The organism is Pseudomonas fakonensis, from assembly GCF_019139895.1.
GTDB lineage: Bacteria > Pseudomonadota > Gammaproteobacteria > Pseudomonadales > Pseudomonadaceae > Aquipseudomonas > Aquipseudomonas fakonensis.
Genome location: NZ_CP077076.1, coordinates 3,474,886 through 3,488,040 on the forward strand (window position 1 = coordinate 3,474,886; position 13,155 = coordinate 3,488,040).

At 65.2% G+C, this 13,155-nt stretch carries 12 protein-coding genes; 8 read left to right on the forward strand and 4 right to left on the reverse strand.

The window, feature by feature from the left end:
* Nucleotides 1–22: 22 nt before the first annotated feature.
* Nucleotides 23–238: a hypothetical protein gene (locus KSS94_RS15325; RefSeq protein ID WP_217838946.1), complete on the forward strand. Its 216-nt coding sequence runs from the start codon at nt 23–25 to the stop codon at nt 236–238.
* Between the two features lie 28 nt (nt 239–266).
* Here KSS94_RS15325 and KSS94_RS15330 read toward each other — a convergent pair whose 3' ends face one another.
* Nucleotides 267–842 (reverse strand): hypothetical protein, encoded by a 576-nt coding sequence (locus tag KSS94_RS15330; protein ID WP_217838947.1) that lies wholly within the window; start codon nt 840–842, stop codon nt 267–269.
* 407 nt (nt 843–1,249) lie between these two features.
* Here KSS94_RS15330 and KSS94_RS15335 point away from each other — a divergent pair, with 407 nt between their 5' ends.
* Together KSS94_RS15335 and KSS94_RS15340 are read left to right on the forward strand one after the other, a co-directional pair.
* The gene (locus KSS94_RS15335) at nt 1,250–2,836 is read left to right on the forward strand and encodes an ABC-F family ATPase (RefSeq protein ID WP_217838948.1); all 1,587 of its coding nucleotides are present in this window, start codon (nt 1,250–1,252) and stop codon (nt 2,834–2,836) included.
* 510 nt (nt 2,837–3,346) lie between these two features.
* The gene (locus tag KSS94_RS15340) at nt 3,347–4,528 is read left to right on the forward strand and encodes an MFS transporter (protein WP_217838949.1); all 1,182 of its coding nucleotides are present in this window, start codon (nt 3,347–3,349) and stop codon (nt 4,526–4,528) included.
* Here KSS94_RS15340 and KSS94_RS15345 read toward each other — a convergent pair.
* Entirely contained in the window at nt 4,508–5,536 is a 1,029-nt protein-coding gene (locus KSS94_RS15345) for an alpha/beta hydrolase family protein (protein ID WP_217838950.1), read from the reverse strand. The two genes, KSS94_RS15340 and KSS94_RS15345, sit on opposite strands and share 21 nt — an antisense overlap.
* A gap of 131 nt (nt 5,537–5,667) precedes the next feature.
* The gene (locus KSS94_RS15350; protein WP_217838951.1) at nt 5,668–6,279 is read right to left on the reverse strand and encodes an FMN-dependent NADH-azoreductase; all 612 of its coding nucleotides are present in this window, start codon (nt 6,277–6,279) and stop codon (nt 5,668–5,670) included.
* Between the two features lie 135 nt (nt 6,280–6,414).
* Here KSS94_RS15350 and KSS94_RS15355 point away from each other — a divergent pair, with 135 nt between their 5' ends.
* The 5 genes from KSS94_RS15355 (at nt 6,415) to KSS94_RS15375 (ending at nt 9,919) form a co-directional block, all read left to right on the forward strand.
* The gene (locus KSS94_RS15355; protein WP_217838952.1) at nt 6,415–7,317 is read left to right on the forward strand and encodes a LysR substrate-binding domain-containing protein; all 903 of its coding nucleotides are present in this window, start codon (nt 6,415–6,417) and stop codon (nt 7,315–7,317) included.
* Nucleotides 7,310–7,672: an MmcQ/YjbR family DNA-binding protein gene (locus tag KSS94_RS15360; protein WP_217838953.1), complete on the forward strand. Its 363-nt coding sequence runs from the start codon at nt 7,310–7,312 to the stop codon at nt 7,670–7,672. The genes KSS94_RS15355 and KSS94_RS15360 overlap by 8 nt, the downstream gene beginning before the upstream one ends.
* 86 nt (nt 7,673–7,758) lie before the next feature.
* The gene (locus tag KSS94_RS15365; RefSeq protein ID WP_217838954.1) at nt 7,759–8,355 is read left to right on the forward strand and encodes an START domain-containing protein; all 597 of its coding nucleotides are present in this window, start codon (nt 7,759–7,761) and stop codon (nt 8,353–8,355) included.
* A gap of 440 nt (nt 8,356–8,795) precedes the next feature.
* On the forward strand, nt 8,796–9,416 hold the full coding sequence (locus KSS94_RS15370; protein ID WP_217838955.1) for a ferric reductase-like transmembrane domain-containing protein: 621 nt from the start codon (nt 8,796–8,798) through the stop codon (nt 9,414–9,416).
* 17 nt (nt 9,417–9,433) lie between these two features.
* On the forward strand, nt 9,434–9,919 hold the full coding sequence (locus tag KSS94_RS15375) for an HvfX family Cu-binding RiPP maturation protein (protein ID WP_217838956.1): 486 nt from the start codon (nt 9,434–9,436) through the stop codon (nt 9,917–9,919).
* Between the two features lie 76 nt (nt 9,920–9,995).
* Here KSS94_RS15375 and KSS94_RS15380 read toward each other — a convergent pair whose 3' ends face one another.
* Complete coding sequence (locus tag KSS94_RS15380) at nt 9,996–13,145, reverse strand: efflux RND transporter permease subunit (RefSeq protein WP_217838957.1); 3,150 nt, start codon at nt 13,143–13,145, stop codon at nt 9,996–9,998.
* Between the last annotated feature and the right edge of the window lie 10 nt (nt 13,146–13,155).

Consider the following 13,155-nt stretch of genomic DNA (forward strand, 5'->3'; position numbering starts at 1 on the left):
CGCGCTGGTGAGGTACGCCGTCATGAAACGCCTGCACAAACTCACCCAGCAGCGGCGTCGGCAATTGCATGTGCATATGCCGCCTAGTGGGTTGGCCTTGGCGGTGTATGAAAGCAAGGCCAAGATCCCGCTACAAGCTCCGCCCTGCCTCCATGGCAATGCAGCCCTGCACGCGGCTTCAACAGCACTTAAATCTCACCTGTCAGGTGATTGCGTTCCATTTGCACAATTGTCTTGATGTCGCTTTGAAGGTATGTATGCAGCACTCAGAAATCCGACATTTCTTTAACTTTACTCCACTCTCGAGCCAGTACTCGCTGGGTCATATTTACCAGCACCTGCCCTTTAGCGGATATCTCCTCATGTTGCACCGCAGCCGCTAGATACTCATTCATTGCCTCCACCAATGCAGGGGACTCCGAACTGTTGGGGCTCACCAAGAGCTCTATCTGGGCCAGGTGCAACCTAGCCTTGGCTAATTGGTCCGCGAATTCCCGAGGCTTTGGACAAACTGCGTCATTGACGACCAGGCCAGATAGAGTGCCTTCAATTCGCATGGCCTTCGCGGCCTCATACACACCCTCCCCTTGTGCGAGAAAGGCCGAAACATGCTCTCGAAACAGAGCGATCCATTCCAATCGGCTCCTCGCCAAGAACTCCGACTTGCTTTGTTTTCGGTAAGCATGGGCGTTGACCTTGAAGGTATAAGAGTTGTACCAGGCAGCGGTCACCACAGCGATTACAGTGACGAGAAAACCAAACAAGGTCACCCAATCCGTCCCCGTATCGACCCGTAACGGTGGTAGACGATTCAACGTGACCATTAGATTGTCGATAGACATTGTCCAGCCTCCCCCTGAAATCGGAGAATGAGACACCATCTGGAAGCCGAACGCCACTACGGGCTTCGCTTCGTACCGATCGCTACCTCCCGGTACCCTCAGGCTATCTTGGGCATTGCCGTAAAACGTAGGCTGAAGATCATCGTGCCTGGTGTTACAATCCGCCGCTTTCCGTCAACAGTTACTCGTTGAACGCCCCTGACCGCCAGCCGCAAGCCCCGCCACACCCGCGCAGCTCAAGCCTGAGCTCCGAGATGGTTGCACTTGACCTACGCGAAATGGATCAGCGCCTCCTCGGACAGAAAGGCGCTCAAGAAGCTGCCGCCCCGCGTCGCATTGGCCCACAACCGGCCCGATGCTGACGAGAAGGCCTACATACACCTCTGGAACCCCCGCAGGACAAGCACTTGATTTCTACCGCCAACATCACCATGCAGTTCGGCTCCAAGCCGCTGTTCGAGAACGTCTCGGTCAAATTCAACAACGGCAACCGCTACGGCCTGATCGGCGCCAACGGTTGCGGCAAGTCGACCTTCATGAAGATCCTCGGCGGCGACCTGGAGCCGTCCGGCGGCCAGGTGATGCTCGAGCCGAACACCCGCCTGGGCAAGCTGCGCCAGGACCAGTTCGCCTATGAGGCCTTCACCGTGATCGACACCGTGATCATGGGCCACGCCCAGCTGTGGCAGGTCAAGGCCGAGCGCGACCGCATCTACTCGCTGCCGGAAATGACCGAAGAAGACGGCATGGCGGTGGCGGAGCTGGAAACCGAATTCGCCGAAATGGACGGCTACACCGCCGAATCCCGCGCCGGCGAACTGCTGCTGGGCCTGGGTATCCCGCTGGAACAGCACTTCGGCCCGATGAGCGAAGTGGCCCCGGGCTGGAAGCTGCGCGTGCTGCTGGCCCAGGCGCTGTTCTCGGACCCGGACGTACTGCTGCTTGACGAACCGACCAACCACCTGGACATCAACACCATCCGCTGGCTGGAAACGATCCTCACGGCGCGTAACAGCACTATGATCATCATTTCCCACGACCGTCACTTCCTCAACAGCGTCTGCACCCACATGGCCGACCTGGACTACGGCGAGCTGCGCCTGTTCCCGGGCAACTACGACGAGTACATGACCGCGGCCACCCAGTCGCGTGAGCAGCTGCTCTCGGACAACGCCAAGAAAAAGGCCCAGATCGCCGAGCTGCAGACCTTCGTCAGCCGCTTCTCGGCCAACGCCTCGAAAGCCAAGCAGGCCACCTCGCGGGCCAAGCAGATCGACAAGATCCAGCTGGCCGAGGTCAAGCCGTCCAGCCGCGTCAGCCCGTTCATCCGCTTCGAGCAGACGAAAAAGCTGCACCGCCAAGCGGTGATCGTCGACAAGATGGCCAAGGCCTTCGACGACAAGGTGCTGTTCAAGGACTTCAGCTTCACCATCGAAGCCGGCGAGCGCGTGGCCATCATCGGCCCCAACGGCATCGGCAAGACCACCCTGCTGCGCACCCTGGTCGGTGAAATGACCCCGGACAAGGGCGAAGTGAAGTGGACCGACAGCGCCGAGGTGGGCTACTACGCCCAGGACCACGCCCACGACTTCGAAGACGACGTGACCCTGTTCGACTGGATGGGCCAGTGGACCAGCGGCGAGCAGGTGATCCGCGGCACCCTCGGGCGCATGCTGTTCTCCAACGACGAGATCCTCAAGTCGGTGAAGGTGATTTCCGGTGGTGAGCAAGGCCGCATGCTGTTCGGCAAGCTGATCCTGCAAAAGCCCAACGTGCTGGTGATGGACGAACCGACCAACCACCTGGACATGGAATCGATCGAGGCGCTGAACCTGGCGCTGGAAAACTACCCGGGCACCCTGCTGTTCGTCAGCCACGACCGTGAATTCGTCTCGTCGCTGGCCACCCGCATCATCGAGCTGACCGCCGATGGCGTGGTGGACTTCAGCGGCACCTACGACGATTACCTGCGCAGCCAGGGCGTCGTGGTCTGACCTGAGGCCAGCCATCGCCGGCAAGCCCGCTCCCACAGGGGCATCGACAACCTGTAGGAGCCGGCTTGCCGGCGATGAGGCCGTCACAGGCAATGGATGGCACCGCGTTGCCGGTGATCGCCGGCAAGCCGGTTCTCATAGAACAAACTACAACTCATTGATTTAACACGGTCTCTGTGGGAAGCGGCCTTGCCGGGGCGCCGTCCGGTCGAGATGGGGCGCGAAGCGGCCCCAAGGCCTCGGCCTCATGCAAAATTGCCGGGGCTGCTGCGCAGCCCATCTCGACCGGACGGCGCCCCGGCAAGGCCGCTTCCCACAGAGGTCGCGGCGCATCTGCGAGACTAGTTCTCTGCGCGACAGCTCAGCCCGAAAGTCTCCTACAGATTATCGATGCCCTGCTTTTCCCACCCTTTGGCACCACCCGACGAATAATTCGTTAGCCTGCTTTCTTTTACGCCGCACAACGGCCATGATTGCCCGTACGCCCAACCGCTACCCGCGAACGAGCCCATGACTGCGCCAGAACCCGCCCCAGCCCACACCCGCGGCATCACGCTGCAAATTCTCTCCATCGTCTTCTATACCTTCATCGCCTTCCTCTGCATCGGCCTGCCGATTGCGGTGCTGCCCGGCCACGTGCATGACCAGCTGGGTTATGGCGCGGTGATTGCCGGCCTGACCATCGGCCTGCAATACCTCGCCACCCTGCTCAGCCGGCCCTTTGCCGGGCGCGTGGCCGACACCCTCGGCGGCAAGCGGGCGATACGCTACGGGTTGTTTGGCATTGCCGGTTGCGGCGTGCTCACCTTGCTGTCGGCCTGGACCCTGGCACTGCCCTGGCTGAGCCTGCTGTTGCTGTTGGGCGGGCGCCTGCTGCTGGGCATCGCCCAGGGCCTGATCGGCGTGGCCACGCTGAGCTGGGGCATCAGCCAGGTGGGCCCGGAGCACACCGCGCGGGTGATCTCGTGGAACGGCATCGCCTCTTACGGCGCCATCGCCATTGGCGCCCCGGTGGGCGTGCTGCTGGTTGATGCGGTGCACTTCGTGGTGCTGGGCCCGGCGCTGCTGGTGTTGGCACTACTCGCCCTGCTGGCGCTGCGCACGCGGCCCGATGTGGTGGTAGTACGTGGCGAGCGCCTGGCGTTCTGGTCGGCGTTCGGCCGGGTGGCGCCGTGCGGGCTGGGGTTGACCCTGGCCTCCATCGGCTACGGCACCCTGACCACCTTCGTCACCCTGTTTTACCTGGAGCGCGGCTGGAGCGGCGCGGCCCTGTGCCTGAGCGCCTTCGGCGTGTGCTTTATCGTCTCGCGGCTGTTGTTCGTCAACGCGGTCAACCGCTTTGGCGGCTACAACGTGGCCATCGCCTGCATGGCCACCGAGGTGCTGGGGCTGACCTTGCTGTGGCTGGCGCCCTCGCCACTGTGGGCGATGGTCGGTGCCGGGCTGACCGGTTTCGGCCTGTCGCTGGTGTACCCGGCGCTGGGGGTCGAGGCCATCCGCCAGGTCCCCAGCAGCAGCCGTGGCGCAGGGCTTGGCGCCTATGCAGTGTTCTTCGACCTGGCCCTGGCGATTGCCGGCCCGCTGATGGGCGCGGTAGCGGTGCACCTGGGCTATACCTCGATCTTTGCCGTGGCGGCCCTGCTGGCGCTGTCAGGGGTGGGGTTGACGCTGCTACTCGCCCGTCGCCGCTGAGCGCTCGGCCGGCTCCGGCGCACCCAGTGCCTGGCTGAAGAACGCGGTGGTTTCGCTGCGCAGCGAGCGGTGGATGATGCGCCGGTCGACGCCATCGGCATCCTTGCACAGCGCCGGCATGCGCAGGTGCTGCTCGTCGTCGCACGGGGCCATGAACACGAAGTGCCCGGCGCCGGACAGCAGCCGGTAGTCCGGGGTCAACGGCAGCTTGCGCGCCAGGGCATCGGCATTGTGCTCAAGGGCCAGCAACTGGTCGTGGTCGCCGCTGTAGATAAGCGCCGGCACCTGCACCCCGGCCAGGGCATGGCGGCCGAACATCAGGCTCAGCGGCGCCATCAGCATCACCGCCCCCACCCGCGGGTCGGCCCGGGGCGCGAGCTCGCTGTGGTCGGCAATCAACACGCCGTGGGTCTTGCAGGCGTCGGCATCGTTCGGGCGCTCTTCGCAGTATCGGCGCAAGCGGTCCAGGTCGGGCTGCGCGCCGGACAAGATCAACGCCGTCTCGCCCCCGGCGGAATAGCCGATCACCCCCACCTTGCCGTCGTTCAGGTACGGCGCCAGCAGCGCGTCACCCCGCGCCGCGGTGATCGCCGCGCTGATCTGCAAGGGCCGGCCATACAGGTTGCTAAGGGTGCCCAAGCGGCTGTGGTCGCGGCTGTTGTCGCCAGGGTGCACCACCGCCACCACCACAAAACCCTGGCGCGCCAGGCCGTTGGCCAGGTCGTGCAGGGCCATGGGGCTGCCGGTGTTGCCGTGGGAGATCACCAGCAGCGGGAACTGCCCCAAAGCCACCGGGCCCTCTTCGGCAACGCGGGTCTGGTAGCCCTCGATACGCACCGGGTGCGCCTCGCCACTGGAGGGGTAGAACACCAGCGCCTGCATCGGTTTGGCGTCCACCGGGTCGGTCAGGGTCAGGCGGTGCAGCCCGGCCGACCACGACGCCGCCTCGGCGTTGGCCAGCAGGCCGCCGAACAGCAGCAGGGCAAGGAGGTTTTGCAGTCGGTTCATGGGAGGGGCTCCCCCACTTGGGCGCAGGTCTATCTGAGCTTAGAACCGCAGGTGCAGGCGCTACATGAAAAAAGCATGAAAAAAAGCCGACTGGCGCATGGGCGACAGTCGGCTTTTTTACGATTGCGCGATCAGGCAGCGGTGAACAGCTCATCGGCGATCTGCGCCTGGGCGGCGTCGATGGCCTTGGCGCGGTGCTCTGGGCCGTAGGCCAGGCCGTGGGCACGGACGATTTCCAGGTCGGTGATACCGATAAAGCCCAGGAACACCTTGAGGAAGTCCTCATGGCCAACGCCAGTCGGCTGGCCGTGGTGCAGGCCACCGGCGGTGGACACCAGCACCACCTTCTTGTCACCGCACAGGCCTTCAGGGCCGGCTTCGGTGTAGCGGAAGGTCTTGCCGGCCACGGCTACGCGGTCGATCCAGGCCTTGAGCTGGGTTGGCACGGTGAAGTTGTACATCGGCGCACCGATCACCACCGCGTCGGCGGCCAGGAACTCTTCCAGGGTTTCGGCGCTGAGCTTGGCTTCATGGGCCTGGGCGGCATCGCGCATTTCTTCCGGGGTACCGGCAGCCACCAGGGTGGCGGCGGAGAAGTGGCTGATGGCGTCGGCGGCCAGGTCGCGGTAGATCACTTCAATGCTCGGGTCGGCGGCTTTCCAGGCTTCGACCACTTCGCGGCTCAGCTGACGGGAGGCGGAATTGTCGCCGAGGATGCTCGAATCGATGTGCAACAGTTTCATGGGACTCTCCTGTGTTTTGAAGACCGCAGCGTTGAGCGATCACGATGGGGAGAATCCTACCGGCACAGCGAATGGCTGATAAGCTGGCAAAAATGCGTTAGTTTGTCCCACTGATGGAACAATGAGCCGCCGCCGATGCAAGACCTCAACGACCTGTTTTACTTCGCCCGCGTAGTCGAGGCCGGCGGTTTCGCCGCCGCCGGCCGCCAGCTGGGCATCCCCAAGTCGCGACTGTCGCGGCGCATCGCCGAGCTGGAAGAACGCCTGGGCACCCGCCTGCTGCAGCGCACCACCCGCCAGCTCAAGCTCACCGCCGTGGGCGAGCGCTACCTGCACCACTGCCAGGCCATGCTGCTGGAGGCCGAGATGGCCGACGAGGTGGTGGCCAGCATGTCCAGCGAGCCGCGCGGGCGCCTGCGGGTGTCGTGCCCGGTGGCGCTGGCCCACGCCTTTTTGCCCGAGGTGATCAGCCGCTTTTTGGCCCAATACCCGCTGGTGCAACTGGACATGGTGCTGCTCAACCGCCGGGTCGACCTGATTTCCGAAGGCATCGACGTAGGCCTGCGGGTGCGCGACCTGGGCGACGAAGACCCGACCCTGGTCACCCGCCGCCTGCGCCAGGCGCAGATGCAACTGGTGGCGGCGCCCGGCTTTGCCGACCACATTTGCGAGCCGGCCGAGCTGGCCGGCCTGCCGGTGCTGGGCGCGACCGAGGCTGACCGGCTGGTGCACTTTCGCCTGCACGGCCCAAATGGCCGTGAAGAGCACATAGCCCTGGAGCCGCGCCTGGCCATCGACGACTTTGTCGTGCGCAACGCTGCGGTGCGCGCAGGCCTTGGCTTTACCGCCCTGCCGGCGATGTTCTGCGAAGAAGAGTTGGCCCGCGGCGAGCTGGTGCGGCTGCTGCCGGACTGGTCGCTGCCCGGCGGCTACCTGCAGGCGGTGTACCCGCACCGGCGCGGCTTGCTGCCGGCAGTGCGGGTATGGATCGATCACCTGGCGGCTTCGTTCGAGGCCTGTGGAGAAAAGTATGTCTGAAAAACCGATGAGCGAAGCCCAGGTAGCGGCCTTCTGCCTGGCCCTGCCGGGCGCGCGGGAGGACTACAAGTGGGGCGGCATCCGCGTGTTCTCGGTGGCCGGCAACAAGATGTTCGCGGTCATGGACCTGGCCGGCGCGGGGCTGTCGTTCAAGGTGGCCGACGAGCTGTTTCTCGGCTATTGCGACCGCCCCGGGGTGCGCCCGGCGCCGTACCTGGCGCGGGCCAAGTGGGTGAGCATGGCGCTGCCCTACCCCATGGGCCGCACGGAGTTGACCGACCTGCTCAAGCGCTCGCACCAGTTGGTGGTGCGAAGGCTGCCCAAGCGAACCCAGGTGGGCCTGCTGCTGGACTGAGGCTTTGTTCCTGCGTGGGCACGCAATGGCACAACCGCGTTTTGCCACACATACTCAATGGCACCCCACCGCCAGCGGTACACGCCATGAACCGCCCCCTGCTCGCCCTTTTGCTGCTGTGCACCAGCGCGCTGGCCGCCGACAGCTGGAACCTGGCCTACGACCGCGAAGGCATCAAAGTCTACCTCAGTGCCGCGCCTGGCTCGTCGTACCAGCAGTTTCGCGGTGTCAGCACCATGAAGGCCAGCGTACGCACCCTCACCGACCTGCAGGAGAACCTGCGGGTGGCCTGCAAATGGCTGTATGCCTGCCAGCAAATGCGCCTGCTGGAGGTGGACGGCGACACCACCTGGATCTACCTGACCACAGACCTGCCCTGGCCGACGCTGCCGCGGGACATGGTGCTCAAGGTCAGCACCGAGCGCCTGGACGACGGCACCCTGGTGCGCCACCTGAGCGCCGACCCCGGCAAGCTGCCCGAAGAAAAAGGCCTGATACGGGTGCAGCGCCTGAGCGGCGAATGGGTGATGAAGCCCCTGGGAGAGCGTGAAACCGAGGTCACCTACCAGTTGCAAGCCGACCCTGCCGGCGACGTGCCCGGCTGGCTGGCCAACCGTTTCGTGGTGGACGCCCCGGTGGTGACCCTGCGCACCCTGCGGGCAGTGGCCGAGCGTCAGCCCTGAAACGCAGCTTTGCCTTGACGCGGCTTCTGTAGGTGCAACTGTCTTGTGCTGGCTGTGCCGGCCTCATCGCCGGCAAGCCGGCTCTCAGAGAACAAACTACAACTCATTGATTTAGCACGGCCCCCGTGGGAAGCGGCCTTGTGTCGCGATGGGGCGCAAAGCGGCCCCAAGGCCTCGGCCTCATGCAAAATTGCCGGGGCTGCTACGCACCCCATCGCGACACAAGGCCGCTTCCCACAGGGGCCGTGGTGCATCTGCGAGACGAGTTCTCTGCGCGACAGCGCAGCCCGAAAGAGCAGGATGATCTCCTACAGAGGCCGCGGCGCGCCGGCCATAGCGGCGTACAAACCGATACACAACCCCCACCCCACCGACACACTGCAGATACCCCGCCCCCGCACACTCCCGGCCAACCACCACGCACTCCGGGAGCCACATCAATGAAAGCCTTGCCCACCGGCTGGAAGCTGTTCTTCAGCCTCGCCGCCCTGACCTTGCTGATGACCGCCGCGGTACTGGCCACCTACCCAGCAGGCAGCGCCGACGCCCTGCGCAGCGCCATCCGTGCCACCGCGCGCAGTTCGTTCGCGATGTTCTTGCTGACCTTCCTCGCCTCGGCCCTGGTCACCCTGCTGCCGGGCGCCCTCAGCCGCCAGTTGCTGCGTGAGCGGCGCTACCTGGGCCTGGCCTTCGCCTTTTCGCACACGGTGCACGGGGTGCTGATCTACCTGTATGCCCAAGGTTTCCCCGAGCTGTTCTGGGCCGGGCGCACAGCCGTGGCCAATATCCCGGGCTCGGTGGGTTACCTGTTCATCCTGCTGCTGGCCCTGACTTCGTTCAAGGCACCGACGCGCCTGCTCGGCCCGCGCCTTTGGAAGGGCCTGCACAGCACCGGCACCTGGGTGCTGGCCGGGGTGTTCTGCCTGTCGTTCTACAAGCGCATCCCCATGGGCGGCTGGTACCCGCTGGCCTTCGCCCTGATGTTCGCCGCCATCGTGCTGAAACTGATCGCCAAGCAGGCACGCCGCCTGCGCGGCGCCACCCCCACGCCTGCCCACTGACCGCAAGGAGCCCACTCATGCTGACGCAAACCCTTACCCGCCCTTTCACCGCCCTCGACCGTTTCGGCAGCTGGGGCGCCGACCTGCCGCTGCGGCTGTTCCTGGCCTGGGAGTTCTTCGAATCGGGGCTGGAAAAATTCAACGGCGCCAACTGGTTCGCCGACCTGCAGGGCAACTTCCCGTTTCCGTTCAACCTGCTGCCGGCGGGGCTGAACTGGCAGCTGTCGATGTGGGCCGAACTGATCTGCCCGCTGCTGCTGGTGCTGGGGCTGGGCACGCGCCTGGCATCGCTGGTGCTGATGGTGGTGACCGTGGTGGCGATCGCTGCGGTGCACTGGCCGGCCGAATGGTCGAGCCTGGCAGAGCTGGCACGCGGCTACTCGATCAGTGACCAGGGGTATGGCAACTACAAGCTGCCGTTGATTTACCTGGTGGCCTTGCTGCCGCTGCTGTTGAAGGGGGCTGGGCGATTGAGTGTGGATCACTGGCTCAAACAGCGCTGATGGCCCTATCGCCGGCAAGCCGGCTCCTACAGGTGACCGCATGCCCCTGTAGGAGCCGGCTTGCCGGCGATGAAGCTCACGCGGTCTCTAGCTCTTCCTCACGCCGGTGCGCCCACTGGTACAACGCCGGCAACACCAGCAAGGTCAGCGCCGTCGACGACAGGATGCCGCCAATCACCACCGTCGCCAGCGGCCGCTGCACTTCAGCGCCGGTGCCGGTGGCCAGGGCCATGGGGATGAACCCGAGCGAGGCCACCAGCGCAGTCATCAGCACCGGTCGCAGGCGGGTCAGCGCGCCCTCCTGCACCGCGGCCCTCAGGCCACGGCCCTCCTCACGCAGGTTGCGGATGAAGGCAATCATCACCAGGCCATTGAGCACCGCGACACCCGACAGGGCGATAAAGCCCACCCCGGCGGAAATCGACAGCGGAATATCCCGCAACCACAGCGCCAGCACGCCACCGGTCAGGGCGAACGGAATGCCGGTGAACACCAGCAGGCCATCCTTGAGGTTGTTGAACATCATCAGCAGCAACGCCATCACCAGCAGCAGCGACACCGGCACCACCACCCGCAACCGTTCGGCCGCCGACTGCAACTGCTCGAACTGGCCACCCCAACGGGTCCAGTAGCCGGGCGGCACCGGCACCTGGTCGATCAGCGCCTGCGAGGCTTCCTCTACGAACGAGCCCAGGTCACGCCCGCGCACGTTGGCGCTGACCACCACCACGCGCTTGCCGTCCTCACGGCTGATCTGGTTGGGCCCAAGCTGCAGGTTCAGCGTGGCCACCTGGCCCAGCGGGATGAAGCCGATCTGCCCGGCGCCAGTGGCGGCGCTGGCCGGCACCGGAATCAACAGGCCGGACAACCCGTCCACGTCGGTTCGCAGGGCCTCTGGCAGGCGCACTACCATGTCGAAGCGGCGGTCACCTTCGTACAAGGTGCCGGCACTGCGCCCACCCACGGCGATGGCGATGGCGTCCTGCACGTCGCCCACGTTCAGGCCGTAGCGGGCAGCCATGTCGCGGTCGATGTCGATGGTCAGCACCGGCAGGCCGGTGGTTTGCTCGGCCTTCACCTCGGACGCCCCCGGCACCTGCTGCAGGCGCGCGGCAATCTGCGCGGCGGTGCGGTTGAGCACCTGCATGTCGTCACCGAACACCTTCACCGCCACATCGCTGCGCACCCCGGAAATCAGCTCGTTGAAGCGCAGCTGGATCGGCTGCGACAGCTCGTAGTTGCTGCCCGGCACCCCGGCGGCGGCACGCTGCACCTCGGCGATCAGCGCCTCGCGCGGCTTGCCCGGGTCTTGCCACTGCTCACGCGGCTTGAGCATCACGTAGGCGTCGGAAATGTTCGGCGGCATCGGGTCGGAGGCAATCTCGGCGGTGCCGGTGCGGGCGAACACCCGCTGCACTTGCGGCACCTGCTCGATGATGGCCTTTTCCAGGCGCTGCTGCATGTCCACCGACTGCGAAAGGCTGGTGCCCGGCACCCGTAGCGCCTGCAGGGCGAAGTCGCCTTCGCTGAGGCTTGGGATGAACTCGCTGCCCATGCGGCTGGCCAGCACGCCCGACAGCAGCACTACTGCGGCGGCGCCGGCAAAGGCCAGGTTGCGCTTGCTCAGCACCCACTCCAGCACCGGCGCATAAAGGCGGCGCGCGGTGCGCATCACCACGCCCTCCTCTTCCTTGACCTTGCCGGTGACGAACAGCGCGATGGCCGCCGGCACGAAGGTCACCGAAAGGATCATCGCCCCCAGCAGCGCCAGCACCACGGTGAAGGCCATGGGGTGGAACATCTTGCCCTCCACACCGGTCAGGGCAAAGATCGGCAGGTACACCACCATGATGATCAGCTGCCCGTAAATCAGTGGCCGGCGCGCCTCGCGGGCGGCGGCGAACACCTCGTGAAAGCGCTCGCTGCGGGTCAGCATGCGCCCGTGGTGCTGCTGGGCGTGGGCCAGGCGGCGGATGGCGTTCTCCACGATCACCACCGCACCGTCGACGATGATGCCGAAGTCCAGCGCCCCCAGGCTCATCAGGTTGGCGCTGACCTTGTTGCTGAACATGCCGGTGAAGGTGAACAGCATCGACAGCGGGATCACCATGGCGGTGATCAGCGCCGCGCGGATGTTACCCAGGAACAGAAACAACACGGCGATGACCAGGATCGCGCCTTCGATGAGGTTCTTCTTCACCGTGGCGATGGCCTTTTCCACCAGGTTGGTGCGGTCGTACACGGTCACCGCCACCACACCTTCAGGCAGGCTGCGGTTGATCTCTTCAAGCTTGGCCGCCACCGCCTGCGACACGCTGCGGCTGTTTTCGCCGATCAGCATGAACACCGTGCCCAACACCACTTCACGGCCATTCTCGGTGGCCGCGCCCGAACGCAGCTCTTCACCCAGGCCCACCTGGGCCACATGGCTGACGCGGATCGGCGTGCCATCAACGCTTGCGATGACGATGTTGGCGATATCCTCGGCCGAGGCCACCTGCCCCGGGGCGCGAATCAGCAGTTGCTCGCCGTTGCGCTCGATGTAGCCGGCGCCGACGTTGGCGTTGTTGCGCTCAAGTGCCGCAATCAGGTCGTTGAGGGTCAGCTTGTAGGCCGCCAGGCGCTTGGGCTCCGGCGCAATCAGGTACTGCTTGGCATGGCCGCCGATGCTGTTGACCTCGGCCACCCCCGGCACGTTGCGCAGCTGCGGCTTGATGATCCAGTCCTGGATCACCCGCAGGTCGGTGGGGGTATAGGGCGTGCCGTCGTCTTTGACTGCACCGTCCTTGGCCTCCACCGTCCACAGGAAGATCTCCCCCAGCCCGGTAGAGATCGGCCCCAGGGCCGCCTCGATGCCCTCGGGCAGTTGCTCACGGGCCACCTGCAGGCGCTCGTTGACCAACTGCCGGGCGAAGAAGATATCGGTGCCATCAGCGAAGATCACCGTCACCTGCGACAACCCCGAGCGCGACAGCGAGCGGGTTTGCTTGAGGCCCGGCAGGCCGGCCATGGCGGTTTCGATGGCGTAGGTGATGCGCTGCTCGGTTTCCAGCGGCGAATAGCCAGGGGCAGCGGTGTTGACCTGCACCTGCACGTTGGTGATGTCGGGCACCGCATCGATGGGCAGCTTCTGGTAGCTGTGGATGCCCACGGCGGCCATCAGCACCACGGCGAGCATCACCACCAGGCGCTGCTCGATGGCGAACTGGATCAGGCGTTCGAACATGTCAGGCGTC

Excerpts from the sequence above, each read along its gene's own strand:
- KSS94_RS15350 (WP_217838951.1), bottom strand. The coding sequence starts at position 6,279 with ATGAAACTGTTGCACATCGATTCGAGCATCCTCGGCGACAATTCCGCC.
- KSS94_RS15375 (WP_217838956.1), top strand. The coding sequence starts at position 9,434 with ATGCTGACGCAAACCCTTACCCGCCCTTTCACCGCCCTCGACCGTTTC.
- KSS94_RS15360 (WP_217838953.1), top strand. The coding sequence starts at position 7,310 with ATGTCTGAAAAACCGATGAGCGAAGCCCAGGTAGCGGCCTTCTGCCTG.
- KSS94_RS15345 (WP_217838950.1), bottom strand. The coding sequence starts at position 5,536 with ATGAACCGACTGCAAAACCTCCTTGCCCTGCTGCTGTTCGGCGGCCTG.
- KSS94_RS15380 (WP_217838957.1), bottom strand. The coding sequence starts at position 13,145 with ATGTTCGAACGCCTGATCCAGTTCGCCATCGAGCAGCGCCTGGTGGTG.
- KSS94_RS15370 (WP_217838955.1), top strand. The coding sequence starts at position 8,796 with ATGAAAGCCTTGCCCACCGGCTGGAAGCTGTTCTTCAGCCTCGCCGCC.
- KSS94_RS15340 (WP_217838949.1), top strand. The coding sequence starts at position 3,347 with ATGACTGCGCCAGAACCCGCCCCAGCCCACACCCGCGGCATCACGCTG.
- KSS94_RS15365 (WP_217838954.1), top strand. The coding sequence starts at position 7,759 with ATGAACCGCCCCCTGCTCGCCCTTTTGCTGCTGTGCACCAGCGCGCTG.
- KSS94_RS15330 (WP_217838947.1), bottom strand. The coding sequence starts at position 842 with ATGTCTATCGACAATCTAATGGTCACGTTGAATCGTCTACCACCGTTA.
- KSS94_RS15355 (WP_217838952.1), top strand. The coding sequence starts at position 6,415 with ATGCAAGACCTCAACGACCTGTTTTACTTCGCCCGCGTAGTCGAGGCC.
- KSS94_RS15325 (WP_217838946.1), top strand. The coding sequence starts at position 23 with ATGAAACGCCTGCACAAACTCACCCAGCAGCGGCGTCGGCAATTGCAT.